This is a genomic window from Streptomyces sp. NPDC057280 (assembly GCF_042668605.1).
In the GTDB taxonomy this organism is placed as follows: Bacteria; Actinomycetota; Actinomycetes; order Streptomycetales; family Streptomycetaceae; genus Streptomyces.
In genome coordinates this window covers 168484-189824 of the sequence record NZ_JBHUYR010000005.1, presented here as the reverse complement: position 1 = coordinate 189824, position 21341 = coordinate 168484, and the positions used below count along the sequence as shown (strand labels likewise).

The window sequence follows — 21341 nt, the reverse complement described above, 5'->3', positions numbered from 1 at the left end:
AACTCCGCCGCCGCCCGTCAGAAGGTCAGCACCCCGCGAGCCACCTTCCCCGCCTCCGCGTCCGCGACGGCCCGCTCGAACTCCTCCACGGGGTACGTCTGCGTCACCAGTTCGTCGAGCAGCAGCCGCCCCTGCCGGTACAGCCCGGCGTACAGCGGGATGTCCCGCTGGGGCCGTGAGGAGCCGTAACGGCAGCCCAGGATCGACTTGTCCAGGAACATGGACGCCACGACGAAGGACGCCTCCGCCCCGGCCGGCGGCGTCCCGAGCAGGACCGCCTGACCGTGCCGGTCCAGCAGGTCGACGGCCTGCCGGACGAGTTCCACGCGCCCGACGCACTCGAAGACGTGGTCCGCTCCCGTCGGCAGCAGCTCCCGCACGCCCTCGGCCGACGTCAGGAAGTCGGTCGCCCCGAACTGCCGCGCGACCGCCTCCTTGGCCGGATTGGCGTCCACGGCGACGATCCGCGACGCCCCCGCGATCCGGGCCCCTTGGAGAACGTTGAGCCCGATCCCGCCGGTGCCGATCACCACCGCGCTGTCCCCGTGCGCCACCTTGGCCCGGTTGAGCACGGCCCCCACCCCGGTCAGCACTCCGCACCCGATGAGCGCGGCCGAGGACAGCGGGATGTCCTGCGGAATCCGCACCACCTGCACGGCCTTCACCACGGTCCGTTCCGCGAACGCCGAGTTGGAGGCGAACTGGAACACCGGCTGCCCGCCCCGCGTGAACGGCCGCCCCGGGCGCCCGATGGACTGCCGGCACATGGTGGGCCGCCCCCGGTCGCACTCCGCGCAGGTCCCGCAGTTGGCGAGGGTGGACAGCGCCACATGGTCCCCGGCCGAGACATGACTGACGCCCGCCCCCACGGCCGCCACCACGCCGGCCCCCTCATGCCCCAGCACCACGGGCACGGGGAACGGAATGGTCCCGTCCACGACGGACAGGTCGCTGTGGCACAACCCGGCGGCCGCGATGGCGACGACCACCTCCCCGGGCCCCGGTTCCCGCACCTCCAGGTCGTCCACGACCTCGACCCGCTTGCCGTCGAACAAGACGCCGCGCATCACACAACTCCCTTGGGTTCCCTGGGCAGCCCGAGCACGCGCTCGGCGATGATCGTGCGCTGGATCTGGTCCGAGCCGCCGTAGACGGTGTCGGCCCGGGAGAACAGGAACAGATGCTGGAAGGCGTCGAGTTCGTAGGGCGAGGAGGCCTCCCACTCCCGCGGCCCCACACCCCCACGGACCCCCCGCACGGCCATGGCCAGCTCCCCGAGCCGCTGATGCCAGCCGCCCCACAGCAGCTTGGCCACGCTGGGCGCCCCCGCGTCCCCGACCCGGCCGAGCGTGCGCAGCGCGTTCCACCGCATCACCCGCAGTTCCGCCCACTGCCGCACGAGCCGTTCCCGTACGACGGGATCGTCCACCGCCCCCGAGTCGACGGCGGCCCGCACCACCCGCCCCAGCTCCTCGGCGAACCCGATCTGCTGGGCCAGCGTGGACACCCCCCGCTCGAACCCGAGCAGACTCATGGCGACCCGCCAGCCGGCCCCCTCGCCCCCGACGACATGCTCCGCACGCGCGCGTGCCCCGTCGAAGAAGACCTCGTTGAAGTCGCTGGTCCCGGTCAGCTGCCGAATGGGCCGCACCTCGATCCGCCCCGGCTGGTCCATCGGCACGAGGAGAAGGGACAGCCCCTGATGCCGCCGCGACCCGGCCTCGGTCCGGGCCAGCACGAAACACCAGTCGGCGTCCTGCGCGAGCGAGGTCCAGATCTTCTGCCCGCTGACCCGGTAGTGAGCCCCCTCCCGCACGGCACCGGTCCGCACCCCGGCCAGATCCGACCCGGCCCCGGGTTCGCTGTACCCCTGACACCACAGCTCGTCCCCGGCGGCGATGGGCGGCAGGAAGCGATCCTTCTGCTCCGGGCTGCCGTGCGCGATGAGGGTGGGCGCGAGCAGGTTCTCCCCGATGTGCCCGGACCGAGGAGGAGCGCTGGAACGGGCATACTCCTCGGCCCAGACGACCTGCTGAGTGAGCCCGAGCGTCCGATTCCCGTACCCCGCCTCTCCCCACCCGATCCCGATCCACCCGGCGGAGCCGAGGGTCCGTTCCCAACCGCGCCGATCGCCCGCGTCCGAGGCGTGTGCGGCAAGCCATGCCCGAGCCTCCCCACGGAAGACCTCATCACCAGCACTGAACCCAAAGTCCACAGGCCTTCTCCTCCCAATACGGGGGACTGCAGCTCACCTAGGGGCGCGGGGAACTGCGCGACCAGCCACATACGGCCCGCACACGCCAACCACCAACACCACCCGAACTCTTAGGCGTTAGGCCGATTCCCCCGCGCCGCCGCCTCCTCCATCGCCGCCACCTGGGCCAGCATCGGCATAGGGTCCGTCCCCACCGCCCCCGGCAAAAACTCAGCAATCGCCTCCGGCGTCCACCCACCCACCGCATACGCCGAGCGCAGCTCCCGCGGCTGTGCCCACACCGCCAGCTTCGCCCCCGCGATCGTGTACACCTGCCCGGTGACCCCGCCCTCCCGAGCCCGGTCGGACAGCAGGTACACCACCAGCGCGGCGACATCCTCCGGCTCCCCGATCTCCGCCAGTTCCATGGGCACCCCGGCGGACATCCGCGTGCGCGCGACGGGCGCCACCGCGTTGGCGGTCACCCCGTACTTGTGCAGCCCCAGCGCCGCGCTCCGGACCAGCGAGATGATCCCGCCCTTCGCCGCGCTGTAGTTCGCCTGTGACACGGACCCCTGGTGGTTCCCGCTGGTGAACCCGATCAGCGTCCCGCCCCGCTGCTTCCGCATCACCGCCGACGCCGCACGGAACAGGGTGAACGTCCCCTTCAGATGCGTGGCCACGACCGAGTCCCACTCGTCCTCGGTCATGTTGAACAGCATCCGCTCACGCAGGATCCCGGCGACGCACACGACCCCGTCGAGCCGCCCGTACGACGACAGGGCCACGTCGACGATCCGCTGCCCGCCCGCCATCGTGGACACGTCGTCGGCCACCGCGACGGCCTCGCCGCCCGCCGCGACGATCTCCTTGACGACCGCTTCGGCGACCTCGCTCGTCGGTGAGGACCCGTCCACGGAGACCCCGTAGTCGTTGACGACGACCCGCGCCCCCTCGGCCGCGGCCGCGATCGCCACCGCCCGTCCGATCCCGCGTCCCGCCCCCGTCACGGCGACGACCTTGCCTGCCAAGAAGTTCCCCACGACCGGCCCCTTCCCGCGGTTTCTGACGGACCGTTAGATTTTATGACCCGTCAGATACCCGGAGACAAGCCCCTGGGGAGCGCCGATGACTTTGCCGGCCGAGTTCCACGAGATCGCCAAGCGCGTGAACAACTGGGGGCGTTGGGGCGCCGACGACGAGATCGGCACCCTCAACCTGATCACCGACGAGGTGGTGCGGCAGGCCGCCGCCGAGGTCAGGACAGGTCGCCGGGTCCCCCTGGCCCTGCCGCTCCAGCAGGACGGCGTGCAGACCGGCATGATCCCGGGCCGGGTCAACCCGCTGCACGCCATGGTGCAGATCAACCAGGAGATCTTCGGCCCGGGGACGGTGGCGTGCAGCGACGACGCCGTGACGATGGGCCTCCAGGCGGCCACCCACTGGGACGCGCTCACGCATGTCTCGCACTCGGGGAAGCTCTACAACGGCCGCCCGGCCGACACCGTCACCGCGCACGGCGGCGCGCAGTTCAGCGGCATCGACAAGGCGCGGCACCTCGTCTCGCGCGGGGTGCTCCTGGACGTGGCACGCGCGCGGGGCGTCGCCCGGCTCGACGGCGGCCATGCGGTCACCCCGGAGGACCTGGAGGCGGCCGAGGAACTCGCGGGCACGCGCGTGCGGTCGGGCGACATCGTGCTCGTACGGACGGGACAGATACAGGTCCTGCTCGCGGGCGACAAGCACGGGTACGGCTATCCGTCGCCCGGGCTGTCGATCCGTACGCCGGAGTGGTTCCACGCGCGCGATGTCGCGGCCGTCGCGAACGACACCCTGACCTTCGAGGTGTTTCCGCCCGAGGTCGAGGATCTGTGGCTGCCCGTGCACGCGCTGGACCTCGTGGAGATGGGCATGCTGCAGGGCCAGAACTGGAACCTCGAAGAGTTGTCCACAGCCTGTGGAGAAGAGGGCCGCTACGCGTTCCTGCTGTCCGCGATGCCCGAGCCGTTCACCGGCGCGACGGGAACTCCCGTGGCACCGGTCGCCGTTCTCTGAACAGGCCCTTCGACGCAAGGCCGGGCGGCGGCACCGCGCGCGCCGCCGCCCGACTCCGGCGCACCCGCCCCGGTTCCTGGCCCCGATGGAACCGACGCCGAATCAACGACCCACACTCGGCAAGGGCTCCCGTCACCGAAACCCTCGTCGTCCCCTCGCGGCGAATCGCTGACCACAAGCGTGAGCAGACGAACACGAGGCGTCAACACCAACCAGGGTTTTTATTACTTAAGCCCTATTTGTCGCAGGCGCGCACCGAAGCACACCAGGGCGCACCGCCCCTCATCCGAGGGAGGCGATCAGACCACCGTGCAGCCGTGCACCGGCCACGCGGCCCCTACACCGCCTCGTACGCGAAGCCTTCGTAGCCCTCGAACGCCGAAGTCCCGCCCGTGAAGGCGGGCGCGGCCGCGCGGTCGTCCTGCGCGGACCGGTCGAGTTCGCACCAGATGCGCTTGCCGGCACCCTCGGGGCTCCAGCCCCAGCGGTCGGCGAGGCCGTCGACCAGGGCGAGCCCCCGGCCGCCCGTGGCGTCCCCGTCGACGCAACGCGGCACCGGCGCACAGCTGCTGGTGTCGGCCACCTCCAGGCGGACGGTGGCCTCCCCGGCCGCGGCACCGGGCAGCGACAGCCGGAGCACGGCCGGACAGCCGGTGTGCACCACGGCGTTGGTGACCAGTTCGGACACGAGCAGGATCAGGGTCTCGGCGAGCGGCTCGTCGGCCCCTATGCCGGACCCGGCGAGTCGCGACCGCGCCCACCTGCGGGCTCGTCCCACCTCAGCGGGGTCGGGCCGGATCTCCAGCTGCATTTGAAGCACCTGCACCGCTCACACCATCCGAACCGGCAGACACATAGCCTCGCGCCTCACGAGGGCCACGATCGTAGCCATTTTTTGCATGGCCAGAACAACGGCCAAAGCCGGGGTCACAGAACGTGAGTCCCTTACGGGACAGCATGGTTGACGTACAGTCACCCCAACAAGCGCTTCGGGCATATTCCAGCGCGAAGGAGTACGCGTGCGGCATACTGTGCGACGCTCGCTGCGGGGAGTCGAACAGGCGGGGCCCAAGGGCTCTCCCACCCGGCGCGAAGTGGCGCGCACCGCCTCGTCCGGAGCCGCCTCGGAGGCAACACCGGCACGGCTCGTGCTCGGAACCACTCGCATCTCACAGAAGGTACCGGAGCGGGACACCGACTCCAGGCCGTGACGGGTCACGCCTAGGACACAACCCGATATCAACGCTCCGTGACTCCGGTATGCCACAGTCCGCGACATTTCCGGGCCGGGCCTCCGGCGCTGCGCGGACCAGACCCTGTCAGGCCGTCAGCTCGGCCGCGAGCAGCTCCTCGCTCTCCGCGCGCCCGCCACCACGCTGCGCCCGCACCCACGCCCGCTTCAGCAGCAGATGCACCTCGGACTCCCAGGTGAAGCCCATGCCGCCGTGCACCTGGAGGCAGTCGCGGGCGCCGCGCACGGCGGCCTCGTCGGCGAGCAGCCGGGCCGCCGCGATGTCGGCCGGGTCCGCGGTCACGGCCGCCGCGTACACCGCCACCCGGGCCACCTCGACCCGCACCAGCTGCTCCGCGCACAGATGCTTGACGGCCTGGAACGCCCCGATCGGCTGCCCGAACTGCTCCCGGGTCCGGGCGTGTTGCACCGCCAGCTCGCACGCGCGCGTGGCGGTGCCGAGCTGCTCGGCGGCGGTGAGGAGGACGGCGACGGAATCGACGGGTGCCGGCGCGGGCACCCGGTGCAGCGGCGTCAACGGATCCACGGACCGCAAGGGCACGGCCCCCTCGGCCCCCGGCAACACGACATCGGCCTCGTCCATCCACTCCACGATCCGCCCGTCCACGGCTGCCACGACCACCTCACCGGCGTCCGCACCGGGCACCACCCCGGCGGCGAGATGCGTGGCGACCAGCGGCCCGGGCACCAGGGCCCGCCCGGCCTCCTCGAAGGCCAACACGGCTTCGGGAAGCCCGAGTCCGGCGCCGCCATCGGCTTCGGCCAACCGCAGAGAAAAGAACCCGAGCTCCCCAAGGGCCCGCCACAGCGCCCGATCAATGCCGGGTTGGGCATCGCCGCCAAGGGGCGCGGGGAACTGCGCGACAAGCCCCCACGCACCCGCAGCCGCTCGACGACGAACCGTGGCTCGCACCGCATCGCGCAAAGCCTCCTGCTCCCCCGTCAGTTGAAACCGCACCCCGTCACCTCCCCTTCGGCAACCCGAGAATCCGCTCGGCCACGATGTTCCGCTGAATCTGCGAAGTGCCGGCCGCGATGGTGTACGACAACGACGACAACCGGTCGACCACCCAGGGCGCCCCCACATCCAACGCCCCCTCCCCCAGCACCTCCGCCGCCGCGTCGTACAAGTCCTGCCGTGCCTGCGAGTACCGCAACTTGAAGACCGACCCCCCGACCCCCGGCCCCCCGCCCCGCGCCTCCGCCTCGCTCACATTCCACTGCGTGAGCCGCCACAACGCCCGGAACTCGGCGTTGAGACCCCCCAGGCGCCGCCTGAGCACCGGATCGTCCCAGCGCCCGTTCTTCCGTGCCTCGGCGGCGAGTTCGCGCAGCACACGGCGACAGGCGACGACCTCCCCCACGAAGGCCGTGCCGCGTTCGAAGGACAGCGTCACCATGGTCACGCGCCAGCCGTCGTTCTCGTCCCCGACCCGGTTGCCGACCGGCACCCGCACCTCGTCGAGGAACACCTCGGCGAACTCGGCGGACCCGGCGAGGGTCCGCAGCGGCCGTACGGTGATGCCCGGCGCGTCCATGGGCATCGCGAGCCAGGTGATGCCGCGATGCTTCGGCGCCGACGCGTCCGTCCGTACCAACAGCTCGCACCAGTCGGCGACTTCGGCGTGCGAGGTCCAGATCTTGGAGCCGCTCACCACGTAGTCGTCCCCGTCGCGCCACGCGCGCGTGCGCAGCGCCGCGAGGTCGGAACCGGCGTCGGGCTCGCTGAACCCCTGGCACCACACCTCGTCCCCGCGCAGGATCGGCGGCAGCCAGCGCGCCCGCTGCTCGTCCGTGCCCTCGGCGGCTATGGTCGGCCCGGCGTGCAGCAGCCCGACGAAACCGGCGCCCACATAGGGCGCGCCGGCCTTCTCGGTCTCCTCCAGGAAGATCAGCCGCAGGGTCGGCGAGGCGTCCCAGTGCACATCCGCGTATCCGGCGTCGTGGAGCCTGCGCTGCCAGCCCATGTCGTAGGCGCGGCGGGCCGGCCAGTCGTCGGGGGACGGCTTGGGCGGCAGCGTGGGCAGTACGGTGCCCAGCCAGTGCCGCAACTCCGCCCGGAACTCCTCCTCTTCGGCGGTGTACGACAGGTCCATCAGCTGTCGGGGTCCTTGTCGAAGTCCAGGCCGAGCATGCGGATGGCGTTGCCGCGCATCAGCTTGTAGACGGTCTCGTCGTCGAGGCCCTTCACATGGTCGAGGGCGACCTCCTTGGTGTGCGGGAAGGTCGAGTCGACGTGCGGATAGTCCGTCTCGAAGGTGGCGTTGTCCCGCCCCACCACATCCAGCGAAGCGACCCCGTGCTTGTCGCGGAAGAAGCAGCAGTAGATCTGCCGGTAGTAGTACGTCGACGGCGGCTCGGGGATCGTGCCGCGCACCCCGCCCCACGCGCGGTGCTCCTCCCAGACGTCGTCGGCGCGCTCCAGGGCGTACGGGATCCAGCCCATCTGGCCCTCGCTGTAGGCCAGTGTGAGCGTCGGGAACTTCACGAGTACGCCGCTGAACAGGAAGTCCATCATCGAGGCCATGGCGTTGTTGAAGCTGAGGGCGGCCTGGACGGCGGGAGGGGCGTCGGGTGAGGCGGCCGGCATCTGGGAGCTGCTGCCGATGTGCATGTTGACGACCGTGCCGGTCTCCTGGCAGGCCGCGAAGAACGGGTCCCAGTAGCCGGAGTGGATGGAGGGCAGCCCGAGATAGGTCGGGATTTCGGAGAAGGTCACGGCGCGCACCCCCCGCGCGGCGTTGCGCCGGATCTCCGCGACCGCCAACTCCACGTCCCACAGGGGGATCAGGCACAGCGGGATGAGCCGACCGCCGCTGTCGCCGCACCACTCCTCGACCATCCAGTCGTTGTAGGCGCGCACACAGGCCAGCGCGACCTCCTTGTCGTGCGCCTCGGCGAAGGTCTGCCCGCAGAAGCGGGGGAAGGACGGGAAACAGAGACTGGCCTCGACATGGTTGAGGTCCATGTCGGCGAGGCGCGCCTTGGGGTCCCAGCAGCCGCGCCGCATCTCCTCCCGGGTGATCCCCTCCAGGGTCATCTCGTCCCGGTCGAACCCGACGGCGGCGATGTTGCGTTTGTACGGGAACTTCAGGTCCTCGTAGATCCACCAGTCGGTGGGCGGACCGTCCGGGTCCATCGTGATCTGGTACTTGCCTCCCACATAGGCGAGTTCACCGATCCCGGCGGTGAGCGGCTGCGGGCCGCGTTCGCGGTACTTGGCGGGCAGCCAGGTCTCGAAGAGGTGCGCGGGCTCGATCACATGGTCGTCGACGCTGATGATGCGGGGCAGTTCGGTCATGGTTCCCCTCCGCCGGCCGGTACGTATCTGATGACCCGTCAGATAGCATGTCACCTGACGAGTCGTCAGCCAAGGCAGGGGGCAGACATGACGGACACCCCGCACACCCTGAGTTCCGCCCGGACGCTGTGGGAGCTCGTGGAGCGCCGCGCCCGGCTCACCGCCGGGCGTCCCGTGTTCCTCCAGGACGACCGCGCCCTCACCTTCGGCGAGCTACGCGCGCGTGCCGAGCGGGTGGCGGCCGGTCTGTACGGCATGGGCGTCCGCCCCGGCACGGTCGTCGCCTGGCAGCTGCCCACCCGTATCGAGACGGCCCTGCTCTCCTTCGCGCTGGCCCGCCTGGGCGCCGTGCAGACACCGGTCATCCCCTTCTACCGGGACCGCGAAGTCGGCTTCGCACTAAGGGAGTCGAAGGCGGAGTTCTTCGCGGTGCCGGGCACCTGGCGCGGCTTCGACCACACCGGGATGGCCCGGCGGCTCGGCGCCAAGGGCGTCTTCGAGGCGTACGACGACCTCCCCGACGGCGACCCGGACGTCCTGCCCCCGCCGCCCGCCGAGGGCACCTCGGTGCGCTGGATCTACTGGACCTCGGGCACGACCTCCGACCCCAAGGGCGTGCTCCACACGGACCGTTCGCTGATAGCGGGCGGCTCCTGCCTCGCCCACGCGCTGCATCTCACGGCCGCCGACGTGGGCTCGATGGCCTTCCCGTACGCCCACATAGCGGGCCCCGACTACACGGTGATGCTGCTGCTGTACGGCTTCCCGGCGGTCATGTTCGAGCAGTTCGCGCTGCCGGACGCCCTGGAGGGGTACCGCAAGCACGGGGTGACGGTGGCGGGCGGGTCGACGGCGTTCTACTCGATGTTCCTCGCCGAGCAGCGCAGGCAGCCGGGCACCCCGGTGATCCCCACCCTCCGCCTCCTCGCCGGCGGCGGGGCGCCGAAGCCGCCGGAGGTCTATCACGCGGTCGTGCGCGAGATGGGCGTCCAGCTCACGCACGGGTACGGCATGACCGAGGTTCCGATGATCACGATGGGCTCGCCGGACGACACCACGGAGAACCTCGCGACGACCGAGGGACGGCCGCCGGCGGGCATGGAGATACGGATCGTGGACGGCGAGGTGCGGCTGCGCGGCGAGGCGGTCTGCCAGGGCTACCTGGACCCGGCGCAGACGGCGGAGGCCTTCGACGAGGAGGGCTTCCTGCGCACCGGCGACCTGGGGTACCTCACGGAGACCGGGCATCTGGTCCTCACCGGACGCGCCAAGGACGTGATCATCCGCAAGGGCGAGAACATCTCGGCGAAGGAGATCGAGGACCTGCTGGCCGCGCACCCGGCGGTGGGGGACGTGGCGGTCGTCGGGCTGCCGGACGCGGAGCGGGGCGAGCTGGTGTGCGCGGTGCTGGAACCGGCGCCCGGGGCCGCGCGGTTGACGCTGGCCGACGTCGTGTCGTACCTCCGCGCGGAAGGGCTGTCGGTCCACAAGCTGCCGGAGCGGCTGGAGGTGGTGGACGCCCTTCCGCGGAACGAGACCCTGCGGAAGGTGCTCAAGTACAAGCTGCGCGAGCGCTATTCCGGTCCCTCTGTTCCGGAGCGGAGGTCCGCTATTCCGGAACGGTGAAGTAGCGGGCGAACGCGGGGACGATCTCGGCCTCGGCGATCTTCCCGTCGCCGTCGGCGTCCAGGGCGGTGGCGGCGGCGAGCGCGACGTCCTGCGCCGCGCCGAGGGCCCTGAGGACGCGCGCGGTGTCCTCGACCGTCGCCGTACCGTCGTCGTCCCGGTCCGCCACGGCGAGGGCCGCGTGCAGGAAGGGGCGGGCGATCTCGGCGAACCGGTCGGGGTTGTCCCGCAGCCGCTTGACGGCGCCGTTGACGAACTCGTCCCGGTTGATGCGCTGATCGCCGTCCCGGTCCGCTATCCCGGCCATGCCCTGCCAGAACGCCTCCGCGCCGATGTACAGGGCCTGCCCCTTGTCCGACCGGGCGGCGGTGCCGAACTCCGCGAGCAGCGCCTTGGCCGCCGCGCTGAAGTCCTCCCGGTCGATGTAGCCGTTGCCGTCCTGGTCGAAGGTGGCGAACCGGGCGGCGATCCTGCGCTCGTACTCGCTGCTGACCATGTCTCTACCAGCCGCCTTACGTCACGTGGGGGTGCATCTGGTGCATCTCGCTCGGAGCGTACGACGCGCGGCCCGTTCCAGGCTGCGGAAAGCGGCGGTTGTGCCAAGACCGGGGGAATTTTGGAACAACGGTGTGGCACAGCGGAGACCCTTGTGGAAACGGGGCCCCTACGCCGACAGCGGGCCCGCCTCGTCCTCCGTGGCCGAGTCCAGGTCGAGGTGGACGTCGAAGAGCCGCCGTACGCCCAGCGCGCCCAGCACCCTGTTGACGTGCGACCCCTCCGGCGCGCCCTGGGCCGGCAGGATCAGGCGGAGCCGGCCCTGGCAGGAGCGGATGAGGCGGCGGGAGGCGATGAGGACGCCGACGCCGCTGGAGTCGCAGAAGAAGACCTCCGAGAGGTCTAGGACGAGACTGTGGTGGCCCTCGGCCACCGCGTCGTGCACCCGCTGACGCAGCATGGGCGACGTCACCAGGTCCAGCTCGCCCGACACCCGCAGCACGGCCCAGTCCCCGTGCTTGTCGCCGGTCACGTTGAACGCCACCACCACGCCCTTCGCTCGCCGGAAACGGAAGCGATTCCTACGCTTCCTTGCAGCGCGGCTGCCCACCGGCGGTGCCCTGAAACACGAGCCGAGAAACGGAAACCGATCAAAAGAGGCTTGTTTTAGTCGCCTTCGATCCTGTTCGATCGGGGATGAGCACGAAACGGTGGGGTAGGCGAAGGTCCACTATCACCCTCCGCTCCCCGGGGGCGCGCATTGCGACAAAGGGGCGTGCGCTGTCAGACGTGCCGACTACATTCGAGGAGACGGTGGGTTCAGGCTTGACGGGCACGGCGCCCGGCTCGACGGGCAGGCGAACAGGGTGAGGGGGCCGCATGGCGAAGAAGGACGCACCGCCCCGCTGGGACCGCAAGATGCAGCAGCGGCTCGCACGCGGTGAGGCGGCCGCCCTCGGCGAGCTCTACGACCGTTTCGCCTCCCTCGTGCACGGCCTCGCCCACCGCGTCCTCGGCGACGAGCGCGCGGCCGACGGCATCACCCGCGAGGTCTTCGCCCATGTCTGGCAGCACCCCGACGCCTACGACCCCAAGCAGGGCCCGCTGCGCACCTGGGTGGCCGGGCTGACCCACCGCCTCGCCGTGCAGCGCCTGCGCGCCACCGAGACCGCCGCCCTCGCCCAGGGCGGCGGCGGCTCCACGGAAGAACTGGAGCGCAAGGTCCGCCACGCCTCCGTCGCCGCCCGCGCCGACTACATCGTCACGTCCATGCCCGCCCCGCTGCGCGCCGCCCTGGAGCTGGCCTACTTCCAGCGTCGCGACTACCGCCAGACCGCCGCCGACCTCGGCGTCACCGAGGACGAGGCCCGCCGCCGCCTCCGCCTGGGCCTGCAACTGCTGTCCACGGCCCATGACACCGGCGCCCCCGGAGCCCCTCCGGAATACGGGGGTGCGGCATGAACGAGGCGAACCGCTTCGAGACGTACGACGAGCATGAGGGCCAGGACGACGGAAAGGACCGCGAGAAGGACGAGCACCAGGACGCCTGGAAGGACTCCGAGCCCCCTGAGGGACACGCCCCCCACGAGGCGCCCACCGACACACCGACCGGCCCCGGCGACCGTGGCGGCCCCGGTGGACCGACCGACGATGGTTCGCCCGGCCCCGCCCAGAACCCGGACCGGCCGCCCCGCATACCGCTCCCCCGTGCCTCCGTCGAGGACACGGGACAGCCGCTTCCCTCGCTGGAGGAGCTGCCGAAGCCGCCGCTCGTCCTGGAGCACCCGGTGCTGAAGTCGCTGCTCGGGGCCTGGGCGCTGGCCGCCTGCTCGCCGGAGGAGACGGCCGCCGTGGAGGACCACCTGGGCGGGTGCGGCGCGTGCGCGGACGAGGCGCTGCGGCTGCGCGAAGCGGTCGGCCTGCTCCATCCGCCCGAGAGCCTCGACCTCGACCCGGGCCTGCGCACCCGCGTCCTGGAGGGCTGCCTGGACCGGCGCCCGCCGCGCATCCCGGTCCCCGAGTGGGCGGCGCCGTACGACGCCGAGACCGCCCGCCTGGACGCCCTGCTCCGCGACATGGGCGACGCGGAGTGGCACGCGCCCGTGCGGCTGCGCTGGTTCGAGGCCGACGCGGCGACGAGCCGTCGTACGACCGTCGCCGGCGTGATCGCGCATCTGCTCACCGTCGACGGCCTGGTGGCGCTGGCCCTCGGCCTCGGCGACCCGCTGGGCGAGGTCACCGCGCAGGCGCCCACCCCGGCGGCCCGCACGGAGGCGTACTGGCGCGGCTCACACTTCCCGCCCACCCGCTCCGTGCGCGCCCCCTGGCGCGAGCAGAGCCACGACCTGGTGCGCACGGTGTCGTTCACCGGCGGCGGCGCCGGCAAGCTGTCCGTTCCCTACGGCGACTTCGAACTCCCCCTGCACGACGCGATGCTGGACCGTGCCTTCGAGTGCTGGGTCCACGCGGAGGACATCGCGGAGGCCGTCGACTACCCGTACGAGCCCCCGTCCCCGCGCCATCTCAACCGCATGATCGACCTCGCGGCCCGCATGCTGCCCACGGCGGTGGCCGTGCGGCGGCAACACGGGCTGGCGTCTCCCGTGCACGGCCGCCATCTGGTCACCGCCGGCGAACCCGGCCGCACGCTGCGCCTGGAGATCGAGGGCCTGGGCGGCGGCGAGTGGCTGATCCCCCTGGACTCCCCGGCCGCGGTGGGCTCCGCGGAGCACGAGGTGGCGCATGTGGCGCTGGACGGCGTGGAGTTCTGCCAGTTGGCGGCGGGTCATGTGTCGCCGGAGGAAGCGGCGGCGGGACAGGTGGGTGACCGGGAGGCGATCAGGGACGTGCTGTTCGCGGCGGCGAGCTTGAGCCGGATGTAGGGGCGGGTTACGGATTCGTGGGCGGCCGCGGGTGCGTGGGGGCTGGTCGCGCAGTTCCCCGCGCTCCTAGAGGTGCGTCAGCTGAACGTCCCTGTTCTTAGGGGCGCGGGGAACTGCGCGAGCAACCACGAACCACCCGCAGCCGCCGACGAACCGAACTCCCCGAGCTCCTAGGCGAACACCACCGTGCGCCGCCCGTTGAGCAGAATCCTGCGCTCCGCATGCCACTTGACCGCCCGCGCCAGCGCCTGGCACTCCACGTCCCGCCCGATCGCCACCAGCTGGTCCGGCGTGACGTCGTGCCCGACCCGCTCGACCTCCTGCTCGATGATCGGCCCCTCGTCGAGGTCGGCCGTCACATAGTGCGCGGTCGCGCCGATCAGCTTCACACCCCGCGCATGCGCCTGGTGATACGGCTTCGCACCCTTGAAGCTCGGCAGGAACGAGTGGTGGATGTTGATGATCCGCCCGCTGAGCTGCTTGCACAGGTCGTCGGAGAGCACCTGCATGTACCGGGCGAGCACGACCAGCTCGACGTCCTGCTCCCGCACCAGCTGGAGCAGCTCCGCCTCGGCCTCCGCCTTGTTCTCCTTCGTCACCGGAATGTGGTGGAAGGGAATGTCGTACGACGCCACGAGCTCGGCGAAGTCCGTGTGGTTGGACACCACGGCCGCGATCTCCACGGGCAGCGCCCCGATCCGCGCGCGGAACAGCAGGTCGTTCAGGCAGTGCCCGAACTTGCTGACCATCAGCACGACCCGCATCCTGTCCTCGGCCCGGTTGATCTGCCAGTCCATGTGGAAGGCGTCACCGATCGCCGCGAAGCTCGCCCGCAGCTTGTCCACCGTCACCGGCTCCTCCGCCGAGAAGTGGACGCGCATGAAGAACAGGCCCGTGTCGTGGTCGCCGAACTGCTGGCTGTCCTCGATGTTGCAACCCGTCATGAAGAGGTAGCTCGACACGGCGTGCACGATGCCCTGCTTGTCGGGGCAGGACAGGGTGAGGACGTACTGCTCGGCCGTGGCCGCGGCTCGGGTGGACTGCGCGTTCATGCAGGACAGGGTCGCATATCCACCGGGGACGCGGCGCCTGAGTCCGTCACGCGGACCGGGTCATGATCTGCAGGACGTGCAGGGTGCGCGGCGGGGCGTCCGGGTCCTCCCCGTCGGCCGTCGCCATGCGCACGTGCGCGTCCCGCGCCGCCCGCACCGCCTCCGGCCAGCCGGGGTTCTCCATGTACACGGAGACCGGGGCGTCCGGGCCGACCTGGTGCATGATCCGCAGCACGCGCAGGACGGCGGTGTCGACGAGGGCGGCTTCCTGGGAGTCCCGGAAGATCGTGCCGACGTATTTCTCGGCGGACCAGTTGTCGAGCCAGGTGTCCTCGACGAGGCGGTACACGGCGTCGGTGACGTCCCCGTACCCCTCGACGCCGGCCAGCCAGACGTCCCTCTGGAACCCCGGGTCGGAGAGCATGTGCAGCGCGGAGCGCACATTGCTGCGCCAGCGCCACCACGGCATGTCGTTCAGTGGCATAGCGCCCATGGTGGATGAGCGACGGCCACGACGGGAAGAGTTCTCCGAACCTTGCACGGTCATCGATCGTACGTTCCCCGTCACATCGGTCTCATCGGCCCCCGCAATTCACCTGCACGTCACCGTTCGTTGACCGTGCGTCACTCCCAGGTTGGCGATGTGGCGGAAGCGTGTGTGCCCATGACTGGCAGGCGACGCACCCGCAGCACCTTCCTCCCCACCTTCACGCGGCCCGTCAGAGCCACCGCCCTCGCGGCGGGGGCGCTGGTGGGATGTGCGTCACTGATAGCCGGCTGCGGGGTCGTCCCCGGTGTCACGGGGGGTGCCGGGGACGACCCGATCAAGATCATGACCTGGGCGCCGATGAACACCGACGCCACCAACAAGCCCGGCATGCCCGCCCTCGCCCAGGCCTACGCGCGCTGGATCAACTCCCAGGGCGGCATCAACGGCCGCAAGCTCTCCGTCCTGGTCTGCAACGACCAGAACGACACCGTCACCGCCGCCAAGTGCGCCGAGCGCGCGGCCGACGAGGGCGTCGTCGCGGTCGTCGGCTCCTACAGCCAGCACGGCGACGCCTTCTTCCCGGCCCTGGAGAGCGCCGACATCCCCTACCTGGGCGGCTACGGCATCACCAACTCCGAGCTGGAGAGCCCGCTCTCCTTCCCCGTCAACGGCGGCCAGCCCAGCCTGCTGGCCGGCCTCGGCAAGGAACTCGCCGGTGCCTGCGGGCCCGTCGCGCTGGTCCGGCCCGACTCCATCGCCGGCGACGAGCTGCACGCCATGATCGACTCCGGCCTCAAGGCGGGCGGCCACCCCGCCGCCGCGGACCAGCTGGCCGACGAGGACGCCACCGAGTACTCCGCCCAGTCCGAGCGCGCCCTGAAGCACACCACCACCGACCCGGCGAAGAAGGGCTGTGTGGTGCCCGCCCTCGGCGACCACACCGGCACCTTCATGGACTCCTTCCGCCGCGCCCGCGAGGACTACCCGGCCGTGCGCACGGCCACCGTGCTCGGCAGCGTCGACCAGACGGTGATCAACGCCTCCGGCGGGCAGTCGGGGCCGTACGAGGGGTCGTACATCACCAGCTGGTACCCGGTCGCGAGCGACAAGCGCTGGGACCCCATGAAGCAGGTGATCAAGAAGGAGGCGTTCGGCGACAACCGCATCGACCCCGCGGACGCCGGAGTGCAGACCACCTGGATCGCCTACACCGTCCTCAAGGCCGTCCTGGAGTCCCTCGGCGACGGCGAGGTGACCGGCACCGCGATCCGCAAGACCCTCGACGGCGGCCTGAAGGTCAACACCGGCGGCCTCACCCCGACCCTCAACTGGGAGTACGAGAACAGCCTCGCGAAGATCGGTCTGACCCGCCTCGTCAACACCGACGTGACGCTCCAGGTCGTCCGCCAGGGCCGTCTCGTGGCCGCCCACCCGGGCTTCACCGACGTCCGCAGGACCCTGTCGAACGCCGAGGTCGGCTAGGGCCTGCCCTAGGGCCTGTCCTAGAGCTGGGTGTAGGTGCGCTCGGTCAGGCCGTACTTCTTCGCGATCGCGTTCCACAGCCGGGCGGCCGTCTTCTTCTGGGTGGTCGCCTCGCCGCTCGCCTGGTTGCCGGCCAGGGTCTGCGGGGTGGAGCGCGCCTGGCCCTTCTTGCAGCCCTTCTTGTTGGCGGCGACCTGGTCCGCCCAGGCCGCGTAGTGGTTGTCGGCCGACGCGGACGCCTTCCACGCCTTGGTCAGGGCGGTGGTCAGCTCGGTGTGGTGGGGGAGCTGGTCCACGGACAGCCCGGACAGGCTCGTGACCAGCTCGTTCCGCTGGCCGGCGGCGTCGCGCAGATCGGTGGCCGCCTGCCCGAGGTCCTTGCAGGCCTTCACATTGCCGACCGCGCTGATCACGGACGCCCTGCTGTCACCGCTGTCGGCGAGCAGCTTGTCCAGGGCGACCGCCTGCTCCTTCGCGGCGTCGGTGGACGGCGAGGCGGAACCACCGTCGCTCGCCGGAGCGGTCGCGGACACGGGCTTGTTGTCGTCGCCCTTGTCGTCGCCACCGCCGCTCGCCAGCAGCGCGCCCGCGCCGATGCCGAGAACGGCGATACCGATGCCCACGGCGGCGATGGCGGGCACCCGCGACCGGGTCGGCCCGCTGCGGTCCCGCTCGTCCGCCTGCGCGGCCCGGCGTCCGGTGCCGGTGCCCGTGGGCGGGACGTACGACGGCTGCGGCTGCGGCTGCTCCGGCTCGAACCGCGGCAGCACCTGCGTGGCCCCGGCCGGTCCCTCGCCGCCGGGCCCGCTGCGGAAGAGGTTGTCGAACTCGGCGGGCGGCTGCCGCTCCCCGCCGTGCTGCCCGGTCACGGGCGGGATGTACTGCGTCGCCTCCGCGTCCGGCCCCGACACGGGCGGCAGCGGAGCGGCCTGTCCGTGCGGCCCGGGGTCCTGCGGGGTGTGCCCCAGGAACTGCGTCCGCTCGGCGGACACCTCGGGCGGCAGCGCGCCTGAGGTGACCGGCGGGATGTACTGCGTGGCGCCCTCGTCGACGGGCGACAGGGGTGCGCCGGTGGCGGCGCCGGGTCCGGCGGGGGCGCCGTACGGGTCGGCGCCCGGCGGCGTCGGCAGGGGCTGCCCGACGGGCGGCAGGTAGTAGGAGGTCGCCTGGTCGGTGTCGTAGCCGGACGGCTGCGGCGCCGGGGCGTTCTCCTGCGGCAGCGGCTGGGACGCCGGCGGCGTCTGCCCGACGGGCGGCAGGTAGTAGGACGTCGCCTGGTCTGTGTCGTAGCCGGACGGCTGCGGCGCCGGGGCGTTCTCCTGGGGCAGCGGCTGGGACGCCGGCGGCGTCTGGGCGACCGGCGGCAGGTAGTAGGAGGTGGGCTGGTCGGTCTGGTAGCCCGGCGTCTGCGGCTGGTACGGGTCGGGCGCCTGCCCCTGGTAGGGGCCCGGGCCCTGTGCCTGGTACGGGTCCGGTGCCTGCGGCTGACCCTGGTACGGGTTCGGCTCGTCCCACGGCCGGCCCTGCGAGGCCCCCCAGCCGTCGCCGGGGGCGGGCTGCTGCTGAGGCGGTGTCTGCTGGTCGGGTCCCCACGGGGTGCCCCAGGCCTGGGCGCCCGGCGGCGCGGCGGGCGGGGCCGCCGGGGCGGGCGCCGGCCCGTGGCTGCCGCCCGCGGGGACACCGGTCATACCCGGCAGCAGCGGTTCGCCACCGTCCGAGGGCAGCACGATGCCTTCGCGCGCCACGCGCGGCGAGGGCTCCTCGCCCTGTCCACTCTGCGTCACCGGGACTCCTACAAATGGGGGACCTTGTGAATCGTCGGCTCACGCTACCGGGTCCCCCGAGCCCGGTGCCACGCAGCACGGGACGTGACCTGCGTCCCTGTGACCGCGGTAACAGAACCGGGCCCGTATCCGCTCTATAAGCCCTCCTTAAGCACTGCTTTCCGCCCAATCGCCTTCGTTTCCCGGGAGTTCACGCCCTCGTACCCAGGGATTTCACGCGGCCGCCTGCAACTCCAGCCGGGCCCCGAACTCCCGTACCACGGGCTCGTCCCGGAAGGGTTCGAGGCGCTGCTGGAAGTCGTCGAGATATTCGGCGCCCCGGTTGGACCGGACCGTCTCGAGGAGTTCCACGGCCTTCAGGCCGGTGTGGCAGGCCTGTTCGATCTCGCGCTGCTGCACCTGAGCGCTGGCCAGCAGGACGTAGCCGATGGCCCGGCGCCGCGCCTTGGTCTCCGGCAGGCCGTCCAACGACTCCTGCGCCCGCCGCGCCGCCGCCTCGGCCTGGCCGAGGTCGCGGTGGCAGTGCGCCAACTCGTCGGCCAGATAGGCCTCGCCGAAGTGCGCGATCCACGCCGGATCGTCCCCGGAGCCCGCGTCCGCCGACTCCAGCGCGCTCACCGCCCGCCCGGAGGCCGCCTGCGCCGCCCGCGCGTCGCCCAGCAGGGCGTGCCCGCGTGCCTCGGCCGCGTAGAACATCGCCTCCGCGCGCGGTGTCACGCGCCCGCGCGCCCCTTCCTGCGCCGCCCGCGCCAACTGTGCGATCTCGCGCGGGTTTCCGAGCTGTGCGGCGAGATGGCTCATGGAGGCGGCCAGCACGTACCCGCCGTATCCGCGGTCCCCGGCGGCCTGTGCGAGGCGCAGCGCCTGGATGTAGTACCGCTGGGCCAGGCCCGGTTGGCCGGTGTCGATGGCCATGTACCCGGCGAGTTCGGTCAACCGCGCGACGGCGGCGAACAGTTCACGACCCACGGCCTCCCGGTACGACCCGGCGAGCAGCCCGGAGACGACGCTGTTGAGGTAGTGCACGACGACCGGCCGCACATGCCCGCTGCCGTACTGGTGGTCGAGGTCGACGAGCGCCTGGGTCATCGCCTTCACGGCCGCCACGTCCGACTGCCCCACCCGGGGGCCCGCCGAGCGCGCCACCTGGGAGTCCGGCGAGGAGATCAGCCAGTCGCGGCTCGGCTCGACGAGCGCGGAGGCGGCGACGGACGAGCCGGACAGGAAGTCCCGCCGCCCCACGTCGCTGCGCCACAGCTCGCAGACCTGCTCGATGGCCCCCAGTACGGTCGGCGAGAACTGGAGACCCACGCCCGAGGCGAGGTTCTTGCCGTTGGCCATGCCGATCTCGTCGATCGTGACCGTACGGCCGAGTTTGCGGCCCAGAGCCTCCGCGATGATCGCCGGTGCCCGGCCCCGCGGCTGCTGGCCGCGCAGCCAGCGCGCCACGGACGTCTTGTCGTAGCGCAGGTCGAGGCCGTGCTCCGCACCGCACATGTTGACGCGGCGGGCCAGCCCGGCGTTCGAGCAGCCCGCTTCCTGGATGAGCGCCTGCAGCCGTTCGTTCGGCTGCCGCGCGACGAGAGGCCTTGCGGCCATGGCGTACCCCCTGTGGCTGCGGTGCCTGCCCACGCACCGAGTTGACGTGTCTTCCACCGAAAAAATCCGGCCGTGAAGATCGATGCCCCGCGAACCGACCGAAAATGCGAGGCTTGCGAGGATTGCCGGGGTAAAGGCGGTTGCCGCCCCCCACAGCTGGCTACCCCGATCACGCCGTCGTTCCTCCCACGCGCCCCCACACGTGCATCCATGCGCCCCAGATGCGGAATCGATGCCCCTCCCCCGCGCACAGGCCCTGCCGCCAATCTCCCGTCGTCCGCCCGAAGGGCGGGCCTCGCGGGGTTCGGTGCGTGCAGCTGCAAGGCGGAGGAGGGAGTCGACGCGGAGCGTCGGCGACTGACGACAACGCCGCAGATGCGCGTGCCGAACCCCGCGAGGCAGACGGGAGATTGGCGGCAGGGCCTGAACGCCCGTAACTCCAGGTGGGTGCGGGAGTTGTGTTCATCGTGGAAGAGACGATCGCGGGCACCGAAGCCGCTCAGATTCCGAAGCAGCGCGGCGAATCGCTGCTGGAGACAGCCGTACGCTACGCCGAGGAGCGCCACTGGGACGTCTTCCCCGGCACCTGGCTGGAAGCCGTCGACGGGGTGCAGCGCTGCTCCTGCGGCGACGCGGCGTGCGCCGCACCCGGCGCGCACCCCGCGCGCGACGACTGGGCGACGCAGGCGACCGGCAGTGCGACGGTCGCGCGCCGGTTGTGGCAGAAGCAGCCGCTGGCGTCGATTCTGCTGCCGACGGGGCGGACCTTCGACGCGGTGTCCGTCCCGGAGACGGCCGGGTTTCTCGCGCTGGCCCGTATGGAGCGGATGGAGTTGACGCTCGGGCCGGTGACCTTGTCGCCTGATCGGCGGATGCACTTCTTCGTGTTGCCGGGGGCTTCCGTGAAGGTGCCGGAGCTGGTGCGGAAGCTGGGGTGGACGCCTTCTTCGCTGGATCTGGTGGCTTTGGGTGAGGGTGCTTACGTTGCCGCTCCGCCTACTCGGTACGGGTCTCGGGGTGCCGTGCAGTGGGCTTGTCGGCCCACTCCTGCGAATCGGTGGTTGCCGGATGCGGAGGAGTTGATCTCGCCGCTTGCCTACGCGTGCGGTCGGGATCGATAGCGTGCGCC

At 71.5% G+C, this 21341-nt stretch carries 19 protein-coding genes; 6 read left to right on the top strand and 13 right to left on the bottom strand.

Features of this window, described 5'->3' with window-relative positions:
• Window positions 1–17: 17 nt before the first annotated feature.
• The 3 genes from ACFUO4_RS28410 to ACFUO4_RS28400 all read right to left on the bottom strand — a co-directional run bounded on the left by ACFUO4_RS28410 (window position 18) and on the right by ACFUO4_RS28400 (window position 3237).
• The gene (locus tag ACFUO4_RS28410) at window positions 18–1067 is read right to left on the bottom strand and encodes a Zn-dependent alcohol dehydrogenase (RefSeq protein ID WP_383490164.1); all 1050 of its coding nucleotides are present in this window, start codon (window positions 1065–1067) and stop codon (window positions 18–20) included.
• Window positions 1067–2215 carry an acyl-CoA dehydrogenase family protein gene (locus ACFUO4_RS28405; protein WP_383490161.1) on the bottom strand — a complete coding sequence of 383 codons (1149 nt, stop codon included), beginning with the start codon at window positions 2213–2215 and terminating at the stop codon, window positions 1067–1069. The genes ACFUO4_RS28410 and ACFUO4_RS28405 overlap by 1 nt, the downstream gene beginning before the upstream one ends.
• 110 nt (window positions 2216–2325) lie before the next feature.
• Complete coding sequence (locus tag ACFUO4_RS28400; protein ID WP_383490158.1) at window positions 2326–3237, bottom strand: SDR family oxidoreductase; 912 nt, start codon at window positions 3235–3237, stop codon at window positions 2326–2328.
• Window positions 3238–3322: 85 nt separating this feature from the next.
• Here ACFUO4_RS28400 and ACFUO4_RS28395 point away from each other — a divergent pair, with 85 nt between their 5' ends.
• Window positions 3323–4249, top strand: a complete 927-nt coding sequence (locus ACFUO4_RS28395; protein WP_079310085.1) for a cyclase family protein — start codon at window positions 3323–3325, stop codon at window positions 4247–4249.
• 337 nt (window positions 4250–4586) lie between these two features.
• Here ACFUO4_RS28395 and ACFUO4_RS28390 read toward each other — a convergent pair whose 3' ends face one another.
• The 4 genes from ACFUO4_RS28390 to ACFUO4_RS28375 all read right to left on the bottom strand — a co-directional run bounded on the left by ACFUO4_RS28390 (window position 4587) and on the right by ACFUO4_RS28375 (window position 8802).
• Entirely contained in the window at window positions 4587–5060 is a 474-nt protein-coding gene (locus ACFUO4_RS28390) for an ATP-binding protein (protein WP_079310086.1), read from the bottom strand.
• A 508-nt stretch (window positions 5061–5568) separates the two neighbouring features.
• Window positions 5569–6459 (bottom strand): acyl-CoA dehydrogenase family protein, encoded by an 891-nt coding sequence (locus tag ACFUO4_RS28385; RefSeq protein WP_383490153.1) that lies wholly within the window; start codon window positions 6457–6459, stop codon window positions 5569–5571.
• Window positions 6460–6463: 4 nt separating this feature from the next.
• Entirely contained in the window at window positions 6464–7597 is a 1134-nt protein-coding gene (locus ACFUO4_RS28380) for an acyl-CoA dehydrogenase family protein (RefSeq protein ID WP_383490150.1), read from the bottom strand.
• Window positions 7597–8802 carry an amidohydrolase family protein gene (locus ACFUO4_RS28375; protein ID WP_383490147.1) on the bottom strand — a complete coding sequence of 402 codons (1206 nt, stop codon included), beginning with the start codon at window positions 8800–8802 and terminating at the stop codon, window positions 7597–7599. Before ACFUO4_RS28375 ends, ACFUO4_RS28380 begins: the two co-directional genes overlap by 1 nt.
• 87 nt (window positions 8803–8889) lie before the next feature.
• Between ACFUO4_RS28375 and ACFUO4_RS28370 the strand changes: the two genes are divergently transcribed.
• On the top strand, window positions 8890–10428 hold the full coding sequence (locus ACFUO4_RS28370; protein WP_383490144.1) for a class I adenylate-forming enzyme family protein: 1539 nt from the start codon (window positions 8890–8892) through the stop codon (window positions 10426–10428).
• On the opposite strand, the gene ACFUO4_RS28365 is transcribed toward ACFUO4_RS28370, so the two are convergent.
• Together ACFUO4_RS28365 and ACFUO4_RS28360 are read right to left on the bottom strand one after the other, a co-directional pair.
• Window positions 10412–10924, bottom strand: coding sequence for an EF-hand domain-containing protein (locus ACFUO4_RS28365; protein WP_079310501.1), 513 nt, complete (start codon window positions 10922–10924; stop codon window positions 10412–10414). The two genes, ACFUO4_RS28370 and ACFUO4_RS28365, sit on opposite strands and share 17 nt — an antisense overlap.
• 168 nt (window positions 10925–11092) lie before the next feature.
• A complete protein-coding gene (locus tag ACFUO4_RS28360; RefSeq protein WP_079310502.1) occupies window positions 11093–11473 on the bottom strand; it encodes an STAS domain-containing protein in 381 nt (126 codons plus the stop codon).
• Between the two features lie 329 nt (window positions 11474–11802).
• Here ACFUO4_RS28360 and ACFUO4_RS28355 point away from each other — a divergent pair, with 329 nt between their 5' ends.
• Together ACFUO4_RS28355 and ACFUO4_RS28350 are read left to right on the top strand one after the other, a co-directional pair.
• Window positions 11803–12384, top strand: a complete 582-nt coding sequence (locus ACFUO4_RS28355; RefSeq protein ID WP_079310503.1) for a sigma-70 family RNA polymerase sigma factor — start codon at window positions 11803–11805, stop codon at window positions 12382–12384.
• Window positions 12381–13805, top strand: coding sequence for a zf-HC2 domain-containing protein (locus ACFUO4_RS28350; protein ID WP_383490136.1), 1425 nt, complete (start codon window positions 12381–12383; stop codon window positions 13803–13805). Before ACFUO4_RS28355 ends, ACFUO4_RS28350 begins: the two co-directional genes overlap by 4 nt.
• A gap of 170 nt (window positions 13806–13975) precedes the next feature.
• On the opposite strand, the gene purU is transcribed toward ACFUO4_RS28350, so the two are convergent.
• Both purU and ACFUO4_RS28340 read right to left on the bottom strand, forming a co-directional pair.
• The gene (purU, locus tag ACFUO4_RS28345; protein ID WP_079310505.1) at window positions 13976–14857 is read right to left on the bottom strand and encodes a formyltetrahydrofolate deformylase; all 882 of its coding nucleotides are present in this window, start codon (window positions 14855–14857) and stop codon (window positions 13976–13978) included.
• Window positions 14858–14903: 46 nt separating this feature from the next.
• A complete protein-coding gene (locus ACFUO4_RS28340; protein ID WP_079310506.1) occupies window positions 14904–15404 on the bottom strand; it encodes a hypothetical protein in 501 nt (166 codons plus the stop codon).
• 117 nt (window positions 15405–15521) lie between these two features.
• Between ACFUO4_RS28340 and ACFUO4_RS28335 the strand changes: the two genes are divergently transcribed.
• Entirely contained in the window at window positions 15522–16829 is a 1308-nt protein-coding gene (locus tag ACFUO4_RS28335) for an ABC transporter substrate-binding protein (RefSeq protein WP_079310507.1), read from the top strand.
• A gap of 20 nt (window positions 16830–16849) precedes the next feature.
• Here the strand turns inward: ACFUO4_RS28335 and ACFUO4_RS28330 are convergent, their stop codons facing one another.
• On the bottom strand, window positions 16850–18613 hold the full coding sequence (locus ACFUO4_RS28330) for a hypothetical protein (protein ID WP_383490131.1): 1764 nt from the start codon (window positions 18611–18613) through the stop codon (window positions 16850–16852).
• Between the two features lie 213 nt (window positions 18614–18826).
• Window positions 18827–20212 carry a transcriptional regulator gene (locus tag ACFUO4_RS28325; RefSeq protein ID WP_383490128.1) on the bottom strand — a complete coding sequence of 462 codons (1386 nt, stop codon included), beginning with the start codon at window positions 20210–20212 and terminating at the stop codon, window positions 18827–18829.
• Between the two features lie 458 nt (window positions 20213–20670).
• On the opposite strand from ACFUO4_RS28325, the gene ACFUO4_RS28320 reads away from it, so the two are divergent.
• On the top strand, window positions 20671–21333 hold the full coding sequence (locus tag ACFUO4_RS28320; RefSeq protein WP_059195921.1) for a bifunctional DNA primase/polymerase: 663 nt from the start codon (window positions 20671–20673) through the stop codon (window positions 21331–21333).
• Window positions 21334–21341 lie beyond the last annotated feature (8 nt).

Bases quoted from the DNA above. Each gene is read 5' to 3' on its own strand.
- ACFUO4_RS28340 (WP_079310506.1), bottom strand. From the start codon at position 15,404: ATGACCGTGCAAGGTTCGGAGAACTCTTCCCGTCGTGGCCGTCGCTCA.
- ACFUO4_RS28410 (WP_383490164.1), bottom strand. From the start codon at position 1,067: ATGCGCGGCGTCTTGTTCGACGGCAAGCGGGTCGAGGTCGTGGACGAC.
- ACFUO4_RS28335 (WP_079310507.1), top strand. From the start codon at position 15,522: ATGACTGGCAGGCGACGCACCCGCAGCACCTTCCTCCCCACCTTCACG.
- ACFUO4_RS28325 (WP_383490128.1), bottom strand. From the start codon at position 20,212: ATGGCCGCAAGGCCTCTCGTCGCGCGGCAGCCGAACGAACGGCTGCAG.
- ACFUO4_RS28370 (WP_383490144.1), top strand. From the start codon at position 8,890: ATGACGGACACCCCGCACACCCTGAGTTCCGCCCGGACGCTGTGGGAG.
- ACFUO4_RS28355 (WP_079310503.1), top strand. From the start codon at position 11,803: ATGGCGAAGAAGGACGCACCGCCCCGCTGGGACCGCAAGATGCAGCAG.
- purU (WP_079310505.1), bottom strand. From the start codon at position 14,857: ATGAACGCGCAGTCCACCCGAGCCGCGGCCACGGCCGAGCAGTACGTC.
- ACFUO4_RS28365 (WP_079310501.1), bottom strand. From the start codon at position 10,924: ATGGTCAGCAGCGAGTACGAGCGCAGGATCGCCGCCCGGTTCGCCACC.
- ACFUO4_RS28380 (WP_383490150.1), bottom strand. From the start codon at position 7,597: ATGGACCTGTCGTACACCGCCGAAGAGGAGGAGTTCCGGGCGGAGTTG.
- ACFUO4_RS28375 (WP_383490147.1), bottom strand. From the start codon at position 8,802: ATGACCGAACTGCCCCGCATCATCAGCGTCGACGACCATGTGATCGAG.
- ACFUO4_RS28395 (WP_079310085.1), top strand. From the start codon at position 3,323: ATGACTTTGCCGGCCGAGTTCCACGAGATCGCCAAGCGCGTGAACAAC.
- ACFUO4_RS28390 (WP_079310086.1), bottom strand. From the start codon at position 5,060: ATGCAGCTGGAGATCCGGCCCGACCCCGCTGAGGTGGGACGAGCCCGC.
- ACFUO4_RS28350 (WP_383490136.1), top strand. From the start codon at position 12,381: ATGAACGAGGCGAACCGCTTCGAGACGTACGACGAGCATGAGGGCCAG.